16 protein-coding genes, 4 tRNA genes and 1 pseudogene are annotated in these 16,890 nt (G+C 59.4%); 8 read left to right on the forward strand and 13 right to left on the reverse strand.

Annotation, left to right across the window (positions count from 1 at the left end; genetic code table 11):
- Window positions 1–85: 85 nt before the first annotated feature.
- From ACVWYU_RS10040 to ACVWYU_RS10055, 4 genes are read left to right on the forward strand one after another with little or no spacing between them, the layout of a single operon-like run.
- Window positions 86–712, forward strand: a complete 627-nt coding sequence (locus ACVWYU_RS10040; RefSeq protein WP_090325235.1) for a DUF1780 domain-containing protein — start codon at window positions 86–88, stop codon at window positions 710–712.
- Window positions 709–1,236, forward strand: coding sequence for an MOSC domain-containing protein (locus tag ACVWYU_RS10045; protein WP_457372621.1), 528 nt, complete (start codon window positions 709–711; stop codon window positions 1,234–1,236). Before ACVWYU_RS10040 ends, ACVWYU_RS10045 begins: the two co-directional genes overlap by 4 nt.
- 54 nt (window positions 1,237–1,290) lie before the next feature.
- Entirely contained in the window at window positions 1,291–1,464 is a 174-nt protein-coding gene (locus tag ACVWYU_RS10050) for a DUF3094 family protein (RefSeq protein WP_047533382.1), read from the forward strand.
- A gap of 60 nt (window positions 1,465–1,524) precedes the next feature.
- The gene (locus tag ACVWYU_RS10055) at window positions 1,525–2,823 is read left to right on the forward strand and encodes an NAD(P)/FAD-dependent oxidoreductase (protein ID WP_247254691.1); all 1,299 of its coding nucleotides are present in this window, start codon (window positions 1,525–1,527) and stop codon (window positions 2,821–2,823) included.
- Window positions 2,824–2,942: 119 nt separating this feature from the next.
- Here ACVWYU_RS10055 and ACVWYU_RS10060 read toward each other — a convergent pair whose 3' ends face one another.
- From ACVWYU_RS10060 to rluD, 9 genes and pseudogenes are all read right to left on the reverse strand, one after another.
- Window positions 2,943–3,806 carry a methyl-accepting chemotaxis protein gene (locus ACVWYU_RS10060; RefSeq protein ID WP_457372711.1) on the reverse strand — a complete coding sequence of 288 codons (864 nt, stop codon included), beginning with the start codon at window positions 3,804–3,806 and terminating at the stop codon, window positions 2,943–2,945.
- Window positions 3,798–4,568, reverse strand: a pseudogene (locus ACVWYU_RS10065) (MCP four helix bundle domain-containing protein); the annotation flags it as partial. The pseudogene ACVWYU_RS10065 and the gene ACVWYU_RS10060, both read right to left, overlap by 9 nt.
- A 145-nt stretch (window positions 4,569–4,713) precedes the next feature.
- A tRNA-Pro gene (locus tag ACVWYU_RS10070) sits at window positions 4,714–4,790 on the reverse strand.
- Window positions 4,791–4,885: 95 nt separating this feature from the next.
- Window positions 4,886–4,961 (reverse strand) — tRNA-Lys (locus ACVWYU_RS10075).
- 5 nt (window positions 4,962–4,966) lie between these two features.
- Window positions 4,967–5,043 (reverse strand) — tRNA-Pro (locus tag ACVWYU_RS10080).
- Between the two features lie 9 nt (window positions 5,044–5,052).
- Window positions 5,053–5,128 (reverse strand) — tRNA-Asn (locus tag ACVWYU_RS10085).
- 401 nt (window positions 5,129–5,529) lie between these two features.
- On the reverse strand, window positions 5,530–8,094 hold the full coding sequence (gene clpB, locus ACVWYU_RS10090) for an ATP-dependent chaperone ClpB (RefSeq protein WP_090325246.1): 2,565 nt from the start codon (window positions 8,092–8,094) through the stop codon (window positions 5,530–5,532).
- Window positions 8,095–8,273: 179 nt separating this feature from the next.
- Entirely contained in the window at window positions 8,274–8,993 is a 720-nt protein-coding gene (pgeF, locus tag ACVWYU_RS10095) for a peptidoglycan editing factor PgeF (RefSeq protein WP_090325248.1), read from the reverse strand.
- Window positions 8,990–9,952, reverse strand: coding sequence for a 23S rRNA pseudouridine(1911/1915/1917) synthase RluD (gene rluD / locus ACVWYU_RS10100; protein WP_090325250.1), 963 nt, complete (start codon window positions 9,950–9,952; stop codon window positions 8,990–8,992). Before rluD ends, pgeF begins: the two co-directional genes overlap by 4 nt.
- A 151-nt stretch (window positions 9,953–10,103) precedes the next feature.
- On the opposite strand from rluD, the gene ACVWYU_RS10105 reads away from it, so the two are divergent.
- From ACVWYU_RS10105 to ACVWYU_RS10120, 4 genes are all read left to right on the forward strand, one after another.
- Window positions 10,104–11,126, forward strand: coding sequence for an outer membrane protein assembly factor BamD (locus ACVWYU_RS10105; RefSeq protein WP_390957298.1), 1,023 nt, complete (start codon window positions 10,104–10,106; stop codon window positions 11,124–11,126).
- Between the two features lie 135 nt (window positions 11,127–11,261).
- The gene (locus ACVWYU_RS10110; RefSeq protein WP_090325254.1) at window positions 11,262–11,495 is read left to right on the forward strand and encodes a PP0621 family protein; all 234 of its coding nucleotides are present in this window, start codon (window positions 11,262–11,264) and stop codon (window positions 11,493–11,495) included.
- On the forward strand, window positions 11,485–13,074 hold the full coding sequence (locus ACVWYU_RS10115; RefSeq protein ID WP_457372622.1) for an ATP-binding protein: 1,590 nt from the start codon (window positions 11,485–11,487) through the stop codon (window positions 13,072–13,074). The genes ACVWYU_RS10110 and ACVWYU_RS10115 overlap by 11 nt, the downstream gene beginning before the upstream one ends.
- Window positions 13,071–14,408: a sigma-54-dependent transcriptional regulator gene (locus ACVWYU_RS10120; RefSeq protein ID WP_457372623.1), complete on the forward strand. Its 1,338-nt coding sequence runs from the start codon at window positions 13,071–13,073 to the stop codon at window positions 14,406–14,408. The genes ACVWYU_RS10115 and ACVWYU_RS10120 overlap by 4 nt, the downstream gene beginning before the upstream one ends.
- An 18-nt stretch (window positions 14,409–14,426) precedes the next feature.
- On the opposite strand, the gene thiO is transcribed toward ACVWYU_RS10120, so the two are convergent.
- From thiO to ACVWYU_RS10140, 4 genes are read right to left on the reverse strand one after another with little or no spacing between them, the layout of a single operon-like run.
- On the reverse strand, window positions 14,427–15,527 hold the full coding sequence (thiO, locus tag ACVWYU_RS10125) for a glycine oxidase ThiO (protein WP_457372624.1): 1,101 nt from the start codon (window positions 15,525–15,527) through the stop codon (window positions 14,427–14,429).
- Between the two features lie 57 nt (window positions 15,528–15,584).
- On the reverse strand, window positions 15,585–15,986 hold the full coding sequence (locus ACVWYU_RS10130; RefSeq protein WP_457372625.1) for a type IV pilin protein: 402 nt from the start codon (window positions 15,984–15,986) through the stop codon (window positions 15,585–15,587).
- A 14-nt stretch (window positions 15,987–16,000) separates the two neighbouring features.
- Window positions 16,001–16,417 (reverse strand): hypothetical protein, encoded by a 417-nt coding sequence (locus tag ACVWYU_RS10135; RefSeq protein WP_457372626.1) that lies wholly within the window; start codon window positions 16,415–16,417, stop codon window positions 16,001–16,003.
- On the reverse strand, window positions 16,404–16,883 hold the full coding sequence (locus tag ACVWYU_RS10140) for a pilus assembly PilX family protein (protein WP_457372627.1): 480 nt from the start codon (window positions 16,881–16,883) through the stop codon (window positions 16,404–16,406). The genes ACVWYU_RS10135 and ACVWYU_RS10140 overlap by 14 nt, the downstream gene beginning before the upstream one ends.
- Window positions 16,884–16,890 lie beyond the last annotated feature (7 nt).

Genomic DNA, 16,890 nt, shown 5'->3' on the forward strand with positions numbered 1-16,890 from the left:
TACACCGCCGTTTCCGAGTGCCCAGTCACGCGGTTTACCGCTTAACGCTTTCTGCTTGTCGCAATTGAACGCTAAGCTTGGGCCTATGGATGACTCAGATTACTTACGCCTGCTGACCATCGCGGCCGAGCAAGCCAACGCGTTCCTGTCCAATGCCCGCAAATGGGAGCGGGAGCGTTGGGTCTGCCAGCGCCTGCTGCAAGGCTTGAACATTTCTTATCGTGCCGACGAATTCGCCCCGGCCGGCGAGCCGCCGGACGTGTTGTTTCGCGATGCCAGTTTCGAGGTGTTCTTCGTTCTCGACGAAGGCCGGCGTCTCAACGACGAATGGCGCGATGAGCTGCAACGTCGACGCAGCGCGTTCTCCCTGAGCCAGCTGGTACGGCGCGAGGCCAAGCCGCGGCGCATCCCGGCCAACGAATTCTTGCTGCGACTGGCGCCGACCTTGCGCAAAAAAGCGCACAACTACAAAGAACGCGGCATGGATCTGGGCGAACTGGACATCATCGCCTTTGCCAGCCTCAAGCGCGAAGTGCTGGACCTCAACAGCCATTTCCCGCCGCCCACCGAATACTTGCGCCAAGGCTGGCGCTCACTGTCACTGGTGGGGCCGACTTTCGCCCGGGTACTGTTTGCGCATCCCGATGCTCCGGATTTCCTGCGCAGCAACCTGGGGCGCAGCATTGTTTTCGACGTCGGGATCAGTCTGTGAGCCCATTGCAGGAACTGATCGCCGAAGTCCCGCAAATCGGTCGCGTACGCTGGATTGGCGTGCGCCCACAACCTCACGTGCGGATGATCGAACTGGAGGCCGTGGAAGCGCGACTGGAGGCTGGCTTGACCGGTGATCGAGCCCGGCCGGGTGTACGCAATGCACGGCAAGTGACGTTGATTCAATGGGAGCATCTGGCGGTGATCAGCTCGCTGATGGGCCGTCCGCCTGACAAACCGGTGTTGCCTGGTGAGTTACGGCGCAATCTGGTTATCAGCGGCATCAACCTGTTCAGCCTCAAGGGGCGTCGCTTCAAAATCGGCCAGGCCATTTTCGAAACCACTGGCTGGTGCCAGCCTTGCGCACGCCTGCAAAACAGCCTCGGCCCCGGGACCTTTCAGGCCGTTCGCGGACATGGCGGAATCACTGCCCGAGTGTTACAAAGTGGAATCATTCGCCTGGACGACACGGTGAGCGTCGAGCCGATTCCGGACAGCGGCTATGCTCCGTTCAACGTTCGTTAAATCAATCTGTAACCTCTACACACTCAGCAACGTCTACCCCTGACGAGGCCCGATATGACCAGCCGCCTGAACCCCGACGACCAGAAGCATGTCGAAGAGTACCTGCATCTGTCCCAGCACCGAGTCGAGCGCCGGCCCTTCCGGCCGTGGATGCTCCTTGTGCTGGTGTTGGCCGTGACCATTGGTCTGGGCTTGTTGAGCCGACTTATCAGTTACCTGACGCTATGAGCCGCTTCGCGCTCGCTCGGTTGACTGCACTGATTTCCTTTAGCCTTGCGAGATATCCCCATGACTCATCGTATTGTCATCGTTGGCGGCGGCGCCGGCGGTCTGGAGTTGGCTACCCGTCTGGGTAAGACTCTGGGTAAACGCGGCATCGCCAGTGTAATGCTGGTCGACGCGAATCTGACCCACATCTGGAAACCGCTGCTGCACGAAGTGGCGGCCGGTTCCCTGAATTCTTCCGAAGACGAACTCAATTATGTTGCCCAGGCAAAATGGAACCACTTCGAGTTCCAGTTGGGGCGCATGAGCGGGCTCGATCGCACACAGAAGAAAATCCAGCTGGCCGCCACTTATGACGAAGCCGGCCTGGAGCTGGTTCCGGCGCGGGAGGTGGCTTACGACTCGCTGGTGATTTCCGTCGGCAGCACGACCAACGATTTCGGCACTCAGGGCGCGGCCCAGCATTGCCTGTTCCTCGACACCCGCAAACAGGCCGAGCGCTTCCACCAGCAGTTGCTCAACCACTACCTGCGCGCGCATGCCGGGCAGACCGACAAGGTCGAACAGATCAGCGTTGCCATCGTCGGCGCCGGTGCCACCGGGGTCGAACTGGCCGCCGAACTGCACAATGCGGCCCACGAACTGGCGGCCTATGGCCTGGACCGGATCAAGCCGGAAAACATGCACATCACCCTGATCGAGGCCGGGCCACGGGTTCTGCCGGCGCTGCCAGAGCGAATTGGCGGGCCTGTGCATAAAACCCTCGAGAAGCTCGGGGTCAATGTCATGACCAACGCTGCGGTCAGCGAAGTGACGGCGGACAGCCTGATCACCGTCGATGGCAAAGTCATCAACGCCAGCCTGAAAGTCTGGGCCGCCGGCATTCGTGCACCGGGCTTCCTCAAGGACATCGACGGCCTGGAAACCAACCGCATCAATCAACTGCAAGTGTTGCCGACCCTGCAAACCACCCGTGACGAGAATATCTTCGCCTTCGGTGACTGCGCGGCCTGCCCGCAACCGGGCACCGACCGCAACGTGCCGCCGCGCGCGCAAGCTGCGCATCAACAGGCGTCGCTGCTGGCCAAGTCGCTGAAACTGCGGATTGAAGGCAAGGCATTGCCTGAGTACAAGTACACCGATTACGGCTCGCTGATCTCGCTGTCGCGGTTTTCTGCGGTGGGTAACTTGATGGGCAATCTCACCGGCAGCGTGATGCTTGAAGGATGGCTGGCGCGGATGTTTTACGTGTCGCTGTACCGCATGCACCAGATGGCGCTGTACGGGCCGTTCCGCACGGCAATGCTGATGCTGGGCAGCAAGATCGGACGCGGCACCGAGCCACGGCTCAAGTTGCACTGATACCGCACAACCACTGTGGGAGTGAGCCTGCTCGCGATGACGGTTTAACATTCAACTAATGCGCTGAATGTCATACCGCTTTCGCGAGCAGGCTCGCTCCCACATTTTTTCCGGGAACATTACACCCGGAAGCGCCGCACCATCCCCTGCAGGGCATTCGCCAACTGCGACAGTTCATGGCTCGATGCGCTGGTCTGATCGGCCCCGGCAGCCGAACGCACAGACAGGTCACGGATATTCACCAGATTGCGATCGACCTCACGCGCCACTTGGGCCTGCTCCTCGGCCGCACTGGCGATCACCAGGTTTCGCTCGTGAATCTGATGCACCGACGCCGTGATGGTTTGCAGCGCTTCACCTGCCCTCTCGGCCAGCACCAGCGTGCTGGCGGCACGGGAGGCGCTGGCGTTCATGGCCTCCAGGGCCAGGCTCGAACCATTGCGCATGCCCTGCACCATCTGTTCGATTTCCTGGGTCGATTGCTGCGTGCGATAGGCCAACGCGCGCACTTCATCGGCCACCACCGCAAACCCGCGACCGCTCTCGCCCGCGCGTGCGGCTTCAATGGCCGCGTTGAGCGCCAGCAAGTTGGTTTGTTCGGCGATGGCGCGAATCACATCCAGCACCTTGCCGATATCCTGGGATTGATTGGCCAGCGATTGCACCAGCGCACCGGTACTCTGCACGTCGTCGGCCAGTGCACTGATCGCACTGGCGGTTTCGCTGACTCTCTCTTGCCCTTGATGCGCCGACTCACTGGACTGGCGGGTGGCATCGGACGTGGAGACCGCGTTGCGCGCAACCTCTTCAACAGCAATGGTCATTTCATTGACCGCCGTAGCCGCTTGCTCAATCTCGTTGTTCTGCTGTTGCAGGCCCTGGGTGCTATCGAGGGTCACGGCACTCAACTCATCGGCGGCCGTGGCCAATTGCGTGGCCGATCCGCTGATACCCTGCAGGGTGTCCCGCAGGTTTTGCTGCATGGTCGCCAACGCTTTGAGCAAACGACTGACTTCGTCATTGCCATGGGTTTCGATCGGCCGGGTCAGATCGCCCTGCGCCACATGCTCTGCAGCGTTCACAGCGTCACTCAGGGGGCGCACGATGCTACGGGTCAGCAACATGGCCAGGCCAACCGTGGCCAATGCCGCCAGGGCGATGAACACACTCACAATGGTGCGTGAGGTTTCGTAGTGATCTTTGGACTTGTCGCTTTCCGCCGCGACTTGTCTGGTAAACAGTTCAGCCAGATCACTGAGTTGCTTGCCGGAACCGTCGACCACAGTCTTCATGTCCACCAGCAACAGTTTGGTCAATTCGTCACGACGCCCCTGTTCAGCCAGGGTGAACGACTGGGCAATGCCAGCGCGATAGGCCGCAAAGGTATTTTTGAACTGCTCGTACAGCGCCTTGCCTTCAGACGTGGTGACCAGCTTGTCGTAGGCGGCAATCTTTTCGCTCAGTTCCTTGTCGCGGGTATCCATTTGGCTGCGGTATTGCGCAATGTTCTTCGGGTCCTGATCCAGGGCCATGCGCAGGGAAATCGTGCGGATGCGCAGCATGATCTCGCGGATCTCGTCGCCACCACGAATACTCGGCAGCCACTGTTTCTCCACCGCCACCTCACTCTCGCGGATGCTCGACATTTGCCCCAGCGCAAATATTCCGAGCAGCGCCACCAGCACCGCAATCAAGGCGAAACCCAACGCAGCACGTGGGGCAATATTCAACTGTCGAAGAAACATAACGAGCGCCTTTCTTGTTGTTGGCTTGAGCGGGGGCTGTGCCCCGACAGCTCGTTATCGGCAAGTTGTACGATGACTTGAAACGAAATGCTTTTTCGCAGGCAAAAAAAAATCCCCGTATCTTTCGATACGAGGATTTTTAGTATGGTCGGGGTAAGGGGATTCGAACTCCTGACATCCTGCTCCCAAAGCAGGCGCGCTACCGGACTGCGCTATACCCCGGTAAAAAAAAGGCACCTTTGAAAGGCGCCTTCTGCGAACAGAGCTTTTGGCGTCTGATCTTAAGATTTGATCCCAGACTTAACTGGTTTCAAAAATGGTGGGTCGTGTGGGATTCGAACCTACGACCAATTGGTTAAAAGCCAACTGCTCTACCAACTGAGCTAACGACCCAAAAATGGTCGGGGTAAGGGGATTCGAACTCCTGACATCCTGCTCCCAAAGCAGGCGCGCTACCGGACTGCGCTATACCCCGGTTTGAAATTGGCTCCGTGACCAGGACTCGAACCTGGGACCCAATGATTAACAGTCATTTGCTCTACCGACTGAGCTATCACGGAACTACATATTTCAATTTACAACGGTGAAGCTTTACTGCGTTCTCTTCGACTCGTTCGCATCGCTGCGTTCGTGTGTCTGAGGCGCGCTATTCTACAATCTTCAGCACCTCTGTCAACCCCCTAAATTGCTTTCAAGTTAATGATTTGCAACTTATTTTGGATTCCTGCTTGGGGAGCGGAAACCCTGGCGGGTGACTGACTGCGGGGCGCACTTTACAAGCCTTTTCCTTTAAGTTCAACAGCCTAACGAAAAAAAGGCCTCGCAATGCGAGGCCTCCTGTTCAGTTACGCGTTTTTGTAGAAGCCAGCTTGCTCGCGAAGAACTCTTGAGCGCTGCGTTTAGCCAGATAACACGCGTTATCGTTAACGACCATCGCGAGCTGGCTCGCTCCTGCAGTGGATCAAACGAAGACGATTTCGTCGTTCTCCACAACGCCCTTGGCAGTGTCGCCGGGCATGAAACGACCCGACAGAATCAACTGAGCCAGCGGGTTTTCGATCCAGCGCTGGATCGCTCGTTTCAGCGGGCGAGCGCCATAAACCGGGTCGTAGCCTACCGCGATCAGCTTATCCATGGCCTCAGGGCTGAGTTCCAGCTTCAGTTCCCGCTCGGTCAGGCGACTGCGCAGACGCCCCAACTGGATCTCGGTAATGCCGGCAATCTGATCCCGCGCCAAAGGCTCGAAGATCACCACTTCGTCGACCCGGTTGATGAACTCCGGCCGGAAGTGCGAGGAAATCGCGTCCATTACCGCTGCACGCTGGGCCTCGCGATCACCGACCAATTCCTGGATCTGCACCGAGCCCAGGTTGGACGTCATGACAATCACGGTATTTTTAAAATCCACCGTGCGGCCATGGCTGTCAGTCAACCGCCCATCCTCGAGCACTTGCAGCAAGATGTTGAACACATCCGGATGCGCCTTCTCGACCTCGTCCAGCAGGATCACCGAATAAGGCTTGCGACGCACCGCCTCGGTCAGGTAACCGCCCTCCTCATAGCCTACGTAGCCCGGTGGAGCACCGATCAGGCGAGCCACGGAATGCTTCTCCATGAACTCGGACATATCAATGCGCACCATCGCCTCTTCAGTATCAAAGAGGAACTCCGCCAGTGCCTTGCACAGCTCGGTTTTACCGACACCGGTCGGGCCGAGGAACATGAACGAACCACTCGGGCGATTCGGGTCGGCCAAACCGGCACGGGAACGCCGCACCGCGTTGGAGACCGCGACCACCGCTTCGTCCTGGCCGATCACGCGCTGGTGCAACAGGCTTTCCATCTTCATCAGCTTGTCGCGCTCGCCTTCGAGCATTTTCGACACAGGAATCCCGGTCCATTTCGACACGACTTCCGCGATCTCTTCTTCAGTCACCTTGCTGCGCAGCAACTGGTTTTCGCTTTTGCCATGCTGGTCGACCATCTGCAGACTGCGCTCCAGGTCCGGGATCACCCCGTACTGCAACTCGGCCATGCGGTTCAGGTCGCCTTTGCGGCGCGCGGTTTCCAGTTCCTGACGGGACTGTTCGATTTTTTGCTGAATCTGCGCAGAGCCCTGAACCTCGGCCTTTTCCGAGTTCCAGATTTCTTCGAGATCCGAGTACTCACGCTCAAGGCGAACGATTTCTTCCTGGAGTTTTTCCAGACGTTTCTTCGCCGCGTCATCGCTTTCTTTCTTCAGCGCCTGGGATTCCACCTTCAACTGAATCAAGCGACGTTCCAGGCGGTCCAGCACTTCCGGCTTGGAGTCGATCTCCATGCGGATGCGGCTGGCGGCTTCATCGATCAGGTCGATGGCCTTGTCCGGCAACTGGCGGTCAGTGATATAGCGGTGGCTGAGCTTGGCCGCCGCGATAATCGCACCGTCGGTGATCGCCACCTTGTGGTGAACCTCGTAACGCTCTTTCAGGCCCCGCAGGATCGCGATGGTGTCTTCTTCACTCGGCTCGTCCACCAACACTTTCTGGAAGCGTCGCTCGAGGGCGGCGTCCTTCTCTATATATTGGCGGTACTCATTGAGTGTGGTTGCGCCGACGCAATGCAGTTCACCGCGAGCCAATGCCGGCTTGAGCATGTTGCCCGCGTCCATCGAACCTTCGCCCTTGCCGGCGCCGACCATGGTGTGCAATTCGTCGATGAACAGAATGATCTGACCTTCCTGCTTCGACAGTTCATTGAGCAGGGACTTCAGGCGTTCTTCGAATTCGCCGCGATACTTGGCGCCGGCAATCAACGCCCCCATGTCCAGGGACAGCAGGCGCTTGCCCTTGAGGCCGTCCGGCACTTCGCCGTTGATGATGCGCTGGGCCAGACCTTCAGCGATGGCGGTCTTGCCGACCCCAGGCTCACCGATCAATACCGGATTGTTCTTGGTGCGGCGTTGCAGCACCTGAATGGTCCGGCGAATTTCGTCGTCACGGCCAATCACCGGATCCAGCTTGCCCTCTTCGGCGCGCTTGGTCAGGTCGACCGTGTACTTATCCAGCGCCTGACGCGACTCTTCGTGGTTAGGATCATTGACCGCCTCGCCACCGCGCAGGTTGTTGATCGCATTTTCCAGGGCTTTCTTGCTCACGCCCTGGCCGAGCAACAATTTGCCGAGCTTGCTGTTCTCGTCCATGGCAGCAAGCAGCACCAGCTCGCTGGAGATGAACTGGTCGCCCTTCTGCTGGGCCAGCCGATCGGCCTGATTGAGCAGGCGCGCCAGATCCTGCGACATGTTGACGTCGCCGGTCGGGTTCTGGATTTTCGGCAGCTGGTCGAGCTCTTTGGTCAGCTCTTTACGCAGGCTGTTGATGTCGAAGCCTGTTTGCATCAACAGAGGTTTGATCGAACCACCCTGCTGCTCAAGCAGGGCCTGCATCAAGTGCGCCGGTTCAATGGCCGGATGGTCGAGACCGACGGCCAGGGATTGGGCGTCGGACAAGGCTAACTGCAATTTGCTGGTTAAACGGTCTATACGCATGGGTCACCTTCCTTTTGAGCAGGCCGGACCTATAAAACATCCTGAATGAAGAAACCTGCCAGATAGCACAATAGATGCGGTCGATTCTGGGAGATTCAAGCGTCGTGATGTTGATGCAGATCAGACAAGTCTAGCGTGGTGCCCTGCCTTACGAGTAACAGCACTCTTTATTCAGGGCACTACAGCCAGATAAGGGAGGCAAACCGGCCGGTGCGGGACGCACGGCGATAAGAAAAGAAGCGTTGATCGGTCACGGTGCAGAAACCGCCACCATAAACGGCGGTGACACCGCGGGCTGCCAAACGCAAACGCGCCAACCTATAGATGTCGGCCATGAATTTGCCGGCGTTTACGCTTGGCACGAAAGCATCCGCTGCTTGCGGCAATTGCTGAACGAAGGTTTCGCGCACTTCCGGGCCGACTTCGAAGGCTTGCGGGCCGATGGCCGGGCCGAGCCATACCAATACGTCGGCGGGTGGCACGTCCAGGCTGTCGAGAGTGGCTTCCAGCACGCCAGCCGCCAACCCGCGCCAACCGGCATGGGCCGCCGCGACGCGAGTGCCGGCGCGGTCGCAAAACAACGCTGGCAGGCAGTCGGCAGTCATGGCCGCGCAAGCGATGCCGGGCGTCGCCGTCCAACTGGCGTCGGCAGTGACCACCTGGCTCGGGTCGGCATGGGCCACGACAATGCCGTGGACCTGTTGCAGCCAGGCCGGTTGAATGGAGAAATGATCGGTGAGGCGACGGCGATTTTCGGCGACAGCTTCAGGACTGTCGTCAACGTGATCGCCAAGGTTGAGGCTGTCGAACGGCGCCTGACTGACGCCGCCCGCACGGGTGGTCACACAGGCCTTGACCCCGGCCGGCGCGGGCCAGTCAGGAATCAGCCAGTCACTCATCCGATGAACGCCTCGCGGTCTTGCTTGAGCAGGGTCAGCAACCAGACGAAATCTTCCGGCAATGGCGATTCCCAGCTCATGCGTTGACCGGTGGTCGGATGATCCAGCTCCAGGAAGCGCGCATGCAGCGCCTGACGCGGGAAGTTTTTCAAGGATTCGACCATCGTCGGGTTGGCTGCCGGTGGAATACGGAAACGACCGCCGTAGGCAGGATCTCCGACCAACGGGAAGTTGATGTGCGCCATGTGCACGCGAATCTGGTGCGTACGACCGGTTTCCAGCTTCACCCGCACGTGAGTGTGGGAGCGGAAACGCTCGAGCACACGGTAATGGCTGACGGCTTGCTTGCCCCCTTCCATCACCGCCATGCGCTGGCGCTGCTGACCATGACGACCGATCGGCGCATTGATCTTGCCGCCAGCCGTCACCACGCCAATCACGATGCACTCGTAGATCCGGCTGACACTGCGGCTCTGCAACTGAGTCACCAGTTGCGTTTGCGCCTGAATGGTCTTGGCCACCACCATCAGACCGGTGGTGTCCTTGTCCAGACGGTGCACGATACCGGCGCGCGGCACATTGATAATGTCCGGCACATGGTGCAGCAAGGCGTTGAGCAAGGTGCCATCGGCGTGACCGGCTGCCGGGTGCACCACCAGGCCCGCAGGCTTGTTGATCACCAGGATGTCGTCGTCTTCATAGACGATATCCAGGGCAATGTCTTGAGCGACCCATTCGCCCTGAGCTTCCTGCTCGGCAGTGAGTTCAAGAATGGCGCCGCCGTGAACGATGTCTCGCGGGCGGATAACCGCCCCATCCACAGTCAGGCGGCCGTCTTTGATCCAGGCGGAAAGGCGCGAGCGCGAGTGCTCAGCGAATAATTGTGCGGCGACTTGATCGAGGCGTTGGCCGCCCAATTCGGACGGCACCTCTGCGCGAAGTTCAATTTTATCGGACATGCTCAGACTAGGCGTCGGCACAGCCTTTGGTTTCGGCTGCGCGCTTGTGGTTAAATACGGCGTCTTTTGCCCCGAGGCTATTCAACGGGGCGCTCATCATAACAGGACGGCCACGCCCAAGACAGCGGCCGTCATAGGGACGCAAGCCGCCATGCAAGTGAAACACCTGCTGCTGATCGCCATCCTCGCATTGACCGCTGCTTGCTCATCGAAGGAAGTCGTAGACGAAAACCTGAGTGAAGTCGAGTTGTACCAACAGGCCCAGGCCGATCTGGACAACAATAGCTACACCAGCGCCACTGCCAAGCTGAAGGCTCTGGAATCGCGTTATCCGTTCGGTCGTTATGCCGATCAGGCTCAACTCGAGCTCATCTACGCCAACTACAAGAACAGCGAGCCAGAGGCTGCCAAAGCCGCCGCCGAGCGTTTCATTCGCCTGCACCCACAACATCCGAACGTCGATTACGCCTACTACCTCAAGGGCCTGACTTCTTTCGACCAGGACGTCGGCCTGCTGGCACGCTTCCTGCCCCTGGACATGACCAAGCGTGACCCGGGCGCCGCCCGCGACTCCTACAACGAGTTCGCCCAGCTGACCAGCCGCTTCCCGAACAGCCGTTACGCACCGGATGCCAAGCAGCGCATGATCTACCTGCGCAACCTGCTGGCGGCCTATGAAATTCACGTGGCCAACTACTACCTGACCCGTCAGGCCTATGTGGCCGCCGCGAACCGTGGCCGTTACGTGGTGGAAAACTTCCAGGAAACGCCTTCGGTCGGCGACGGCCTGGCAGTGATGACCGAAGCCTACCAGCGCCTGCACCTGGATGAGCTGGCCGCCACCAGTCTCGAAACCTTGAAGCTCAACTACCCGAACCATCCTAGCCTGGTCGACGGCCAGTTCGTGCCGTCGGTAGCCGAAGCTGACAACCGTTCGTGGTTGAGCAAGGCGACCTTGGGCCTGATCGAGTCCCGCCCTCCGCTGCCACCGGGAGAAACCCGCGCCAACCAAGACGTGCAGAAGCAGTTCCAGGACGCCAAGGATGCGATTCCGAGCGAACTCAAGCCTAAAGATTCCAGTGACGATGTGATCAAAGAACAGAATCACGAAGCCGAAGGCAACAACAGCGACCGTTCGTGGTTCAGCTACATGACCTTCGGCGTGTTCGACTGACACCCCGCCAGGGCCAAAAGGGAGACTCTCGAGTCTCCCTTTTTTATTACGCCGTTTTTTGTGCAGAGCATTACGCTGTGCGCCCGTGATGTACCGGGCTAAACTGCCGGCTCATCAACAAAAAAGCAGCTCACCATGCTTGGTAAATTATTCTGGATCGCCCTGATAGTTGCGGCGATATGGTTCTGGCGCAAGAACAAGCGCCAGGCGTCCTCTCCCAAGTCCCCTGCCGAGCTGGAAGCGGCTCCCATGGTCCGCTGCGCCCATTGCGGCGTGCACCTGCCCCGCGACCGGGCGCTAAGCCTTCAACAAAAGTGGTACTGCAGCCAGGCTCACCTGGAGCAAGGCCCCGGTTCCAGTGACCGCTGAGGCACCCCATACCGGCAGCAACCGGGCCCAGCGACTGCTGCGCCTGTATCACCTCTACCGTTTGAGCGTCGGCATCATCCTGGTGCTGTTGATTTCCAGCGACATGGACAATCAGTTGCTGACGTCCAGCCACGACGCGTTGCTGCGCGGCGGCAGCTGGCTGTACCTGATACTGAACATTCTGCTGGTGGTGTTCTTCGAGAACACCCGTCGTCCGGCGCAATTGTTCAGCCTGGCGTTGGTTGACGTCCTGCTGCTGTGCGCTCTGTTCTATGCCGCGGGCGGTGTGGCCAGTGCCATTGGCAACCTGTTGATCGTGTCCGTGGCCATCAGCAACACCCTGTTGCGAGAGCGAATCGGCTTGCTGATCGCGGCGGTCGGTGCGCTCGGCATCGTCGGCTTGAGTATCCTGCTGAGCTTCAGCCATCCCGCCAGCCCCAGCGATTACGCGCAGGTCGGCATCCTCGGCACCCTGTGCTTTGCAGCGGCCTTGTTCGTGCAAGGACTCACCCGACGCCTGGAATTCAGCGAAAACCTCGCCGAACAAAGAGCCAGTGAAGTCATCGGCCTGGAAACCCTCAATGCACTGATCCTGCAACGCATGCGCACCGGAATTCTGGTGCTCGACGAGCACAGACGGGTACAGCTTGCCAACCACAGCGCCTTGGCACTGTTCGGTTGCGAGGGTCTGGAGGGCCATCTGATTGACGAGCACTGCCCTTCCCTGGTCGAGCGCCTGGACATTTGGCGCAACAATCCGACGCTGCGCCCCCACAGCGTGAAGATCACCAACAGCGGTCTGGAGCTGCGCCCAAGCTTCATCGCCCTGGACACCGGCCCGAACCGCCGGACCCTGGTCTTTCTCGAAGATCTCGCCCAGATCACGCAGCAGGCACAACAATTGAAGCTGGTCGCCCTTGGTCGCCTGACCGCCGGCATCGCCCATGAAATCCGCAACCCGCTGGGCGCCATCAGTCATGCTGCGCAGCTATTGCAAGAATCGGAGGAACTGAACAGCGGGGATCGGCGTCTGACGCAGATTATTCAAGACCACTCTGAGCGAATGAATCGGGTAATTGAAAACGTCCTGCAACTGTCCCGCCGCCAGCAAACTCTACCGCAACGGCTCGACTTGATGCCGTGGCTGGAACGGTTCGTGGGCGAAACCCGCGAGGCAGCAACCGGGCGTCAGCAGATTCACTTGCACATCACTGGCGCGGACTTCAAGACGCTGATGGATCCCGACCAATTGCGGCAGGTTCTCGACAACCTGGTGGGCAACGCCTGGCGCCACAGTGGCTTGCACCGCGAGCAGGCGCAGGTCTGGCTTGAATTGTTCATCGATCCAAATAGCCAGTTGCCGATCCTGGAAATTGTCGATGACGGTCCTGGCGTGCCCTCGGATGATCAAGCACACCTGTTCGAACCCTTCTTCACCACCCGTCAGAATGGCACTGGCCTGGGTCTCTACCTGTCCCGTGAGCTGTGCGAAAGCAATCAGGCCCGCCTGGACTTCAAGCCACGCCAGGAGGGCGGCTGCTTTCGCATTACCTTTGCTCACGGACGGAAACAAGGTTGAACAAGAGACCACGGCAAAAAGTCCTGATCGTCGACGACGAACCGGACATCCGCGAACTCCTTGAAATTACCCTGGGACGGATGAAACTCCACACCTGCGGCGCCCGCAATGTTGGCGAGGCCCTGGGTCTGCTCAAGCGCGAAACGTTCGACCTGTGCCTGACCGACATGCGTTTGCCGGACGGTACCGGTCTTGAGCTGGTGCAGCACATCCAGCAACGTTACCCGCAAGTTCCGGTGGCCATGATCACCGCCTTCGGCAATGTCGAAACGGCGATCAATGCACTGAAGGCCGGCGCCTTCGACTTCCTGAGCAAACCGGTGGACCTTGGCCGCCTGCGGGAACTGGTCACCAGCGCCTTGCTGCTTGCTGTTCCCGGCAATGCCATCGATCGTCGCCTGCTGGGCGATTCGTTGCCCATGCGCGACCTGCGCAAGCAGATCGACAAACTGGCGCGCAGCCAGGCGCCGGTGTACATCAGCGGCGAGTCAGGCAGCGGCAAGGAATTGGTCGCGCGCCTGATCCATGAGCGAGGACCGCGGGGCCACCGCCCCTTTGTGCCAGTCAACTGTGGGGCGATTCCATCGGAACTGATGGAGAGCGAGTTTTTCGGCCATCGCAAAGGCAGCTTCAGCGGTGCCATTGAAGACAAACCCGGACTGTTCCAGGCGGCCCACGGCGGCACCCTGTTCCTCGACGAAGTGGCTGATCTGCCGTTGCCGATGCAGGTCAAACTGCTACGCGCGATTCAGGAGAAAGCCGTACGCAGCGTCGGCGGGCAACAGGAAGAGATGGTCGATGTGCGCATCCTCTGCGCCACCCACAAGGATCTCTCTGCCGAAGTCGCTGCCGAACGCTTTCGGCAGGATTTGTACTATCGCTTGAATGTCATTGAACTGCGGGTTCCGCCCCTGCGCGAGCGCCGCGACGACATAGAACCACTTGCCAGCCATGTGCTCATGCGCCTGGCCGCCGACACCGGGCAACCGGCGGCAAAACTCCACCCGCAAGCCCTCGACGCGCTGAAAAACTACCGCTTTCCAGGCAATGTGCGCGAACTTGAAAACATGCTCGAACGAGCCCACACCCTGTGCGAAAACAAACAGATCGAGGCCAGCGACCTGCGCCTGGCCGAGGGCAACTGCGCCGCTGAAGCGGGCTTGCGCGACCTGACACAGATCGACAACCTGGAAGCGTACCTGGAAAACGTCGAGCGCCAGCTCATTCTCCAGGCCCTGGAAGAAACCCGCTGGAACCGCACGGCAGCAGCTCAGCGGTTGAATTTATCGTTTCGGTCGATGCGCTACCGATTGAAGAAATTCGGCCTGGATTGAGCGGCTCTTGTACTGGCCTCAGATCCGCCCGGTCGGCGCATAGGGGACAGGATCAATAATCGGCTCACGCCCCAGCATCACATCAGCAAACAACTGACACGACGCCGGTGCCAGTACCAGCCCGTTACGGTAGTGCCCGCAGTTGAGCCACAACCCCTCAAAACCCGGCACCCGACCAATGTAAGGAATACCCTCCGGCGAACCTGGGCGTAATCCGGCCCAATGCCCCACCACTTCAGCATCCGCCAACGCTGGAATCAGCTCCACCGCCGACGCCTTGAGGCTCTCGAGGGCCGATTCAGTCGGCGTCTTGTCGTAGCCTTCATGTTCCAGGGTGCTGCCAACCAGAATGTGCCCGTCGCGCCGCGGAATCGCGTAACGCCCCTTGGCCAGCACCATGCTCGGCAGAAAGTCAGCCGCGCACTTGTAGAGAATCATCTGACCCTTTACTGGCTCGACCGGCAACGCCAGTCCGAGGCCCTTGAGCAAGTCGCCGCTCCAGGCGCCCGCCGTCAGGACCACTTGATCCGCATGGACACTCCCTGTCGAGGTATGCACGCCAACGACTGTATCGCCTTCACGGATAAACCCGCTGACTTCGCATTGCTCGTGGATCGTCACGTTCGGCAGCGCCAGCAACGCCGCCCTGAGCGACTTCACCAGGCGTGGATTGCGCACGTTGGCCACATCGGCCATGTAGATCGCCCGTGAGAAACCACCACCGAGCACCGGTACCGCATCGTGCGCCGCCGAGATATCCACGACCCGTAACGGACGGTTCTCCCGCGCAGCCCAGGCCAGCGCCTCGGCCTCGTCATCCAGATCCAGCCAGTACAGACCGGTGATATGCACCTCGGGATCAACCCCGGTGGCAGCAAACAGGCGCTCACCCAACTGCGGATAAAAATCCTGGGACCAATGGGCCAGTGCCGTGACCGCCGGGCTATAACGCCAAGGATAAAGCGGAGAAACGATCCCGCCGCCTGCCCAGGATGATTCCTGGCCCACGTTCGAGCGGTCCAGCAGCACAACGCTCTGCACTTCGGACGCGAGATTGAATGCCGTCAGCAGACCGATTACCCCGCCGCCGACAATCACCACTTGCTGTTGCGTGCTCATGTTCTGATCCAACCGATAAATAGACAGTGGACGCAAAGGGGCGTCCGAAAAGGAAACTCAGCGACCCCAGCAATCCTTGGTGGTCAGGCCGGCCGTGGCGTTGACCATGCCATGGACACCGGTATTGGTCATAGTGAAATCTCCGCACTTGTCCGCAGCCATGCTCGTACCAGGCTTGCGCACCGCGGTCAGCAGGAAAGTCTGATCAGTCAGGGTCGGGATAATGGTGTAGTAGTCGTTGCCGGCGCTCAGACCGGTGGCATCGGTGTAGACATTCTTTTGCGAATAGAAACGCTCAAGGATTTGTGTCTGCTCGGTCAGCAGACTGGCTATTTCGGTCCGGCGGCCCTTGTTCAGGTATTCGGTGAAACTCGGGGCAGCAATGGTCATGACAATCCCGATGATCGCAATCACGATCATGATTTCGATCAGGGTAAAACCGCGGTTGGATCTGTGCATGCCTCAACTCTCACTTACTGTATTTGTCGCCACATGATGCGGCGGCTGCCGCCGGCGGATTTTTCCATCCCTGGGGTGTCGTCGCCAGTGGATTCGTGCGCAGCCGCGTCACTGCCGTCGGCGTCCGGGGTCGAATTCTCTCCAATGAAGGTCACGCCGTCCGAAAGCCTATCGTTGCTGTCGACCACGCCATCGTCGTTGCTGTCGAGCATCTTAGCGCTGATCGCCTCAGGTAGCTTGAGGCAGACGGGTATCAGGCCATGATTGTTGCGATAGAAACCGTACCAGTTGCCATTGGCCAGACAGGTTCGCCGGTCCAGTGCCGGTGAATCCGGCAGCGTGATGGCCTGGGCCGGCACCGACAGGTTCAGCGCTACGATGACACCGCACAGCAGCGGCGAGAACCTGGCAAGTCGCTCAGTACTTGGCATAGATACTCTCCACCACACTGCGAGAATACCCCGCGATGCCTACCGCCGTTATCCGATACAAGGTTGCCTGTGTATTGATCGGCACATTCACGGCGTCGCGGGTGACGCCGATGTTTTGCACGCCATAAAAGCCCTTTCCCGACGCCACCCACATCACTCCGGAGTTGGCGTTGAAACCCGCAGAAGTAATGGTCGACGACTCGGCCGGTGGCGCGCATTGAAGGCCACCGCTGCAAATCGGCAGCGCATAACTGTCCCGCCGAACCGCACTCTCGCCCACTCGCAAGGCAGCCTCGGCGCCTTGAAACGACTGATTGCGCAAGCTCACGCTACCGGCCATTTTTTCCTGCAAGGTGGCGTTCTGCATCGAAGAGACACCTATCAGCGTCAGCAACAACAGGAATACCAGACTGACCAGCAACGCCATGCCACGCTGGCGATAAGAAATCACGGATGAAAAAATCATCGCCCTT

The organism is Pseudomonas sp. TE12234 (assembly GCF_054061835.1).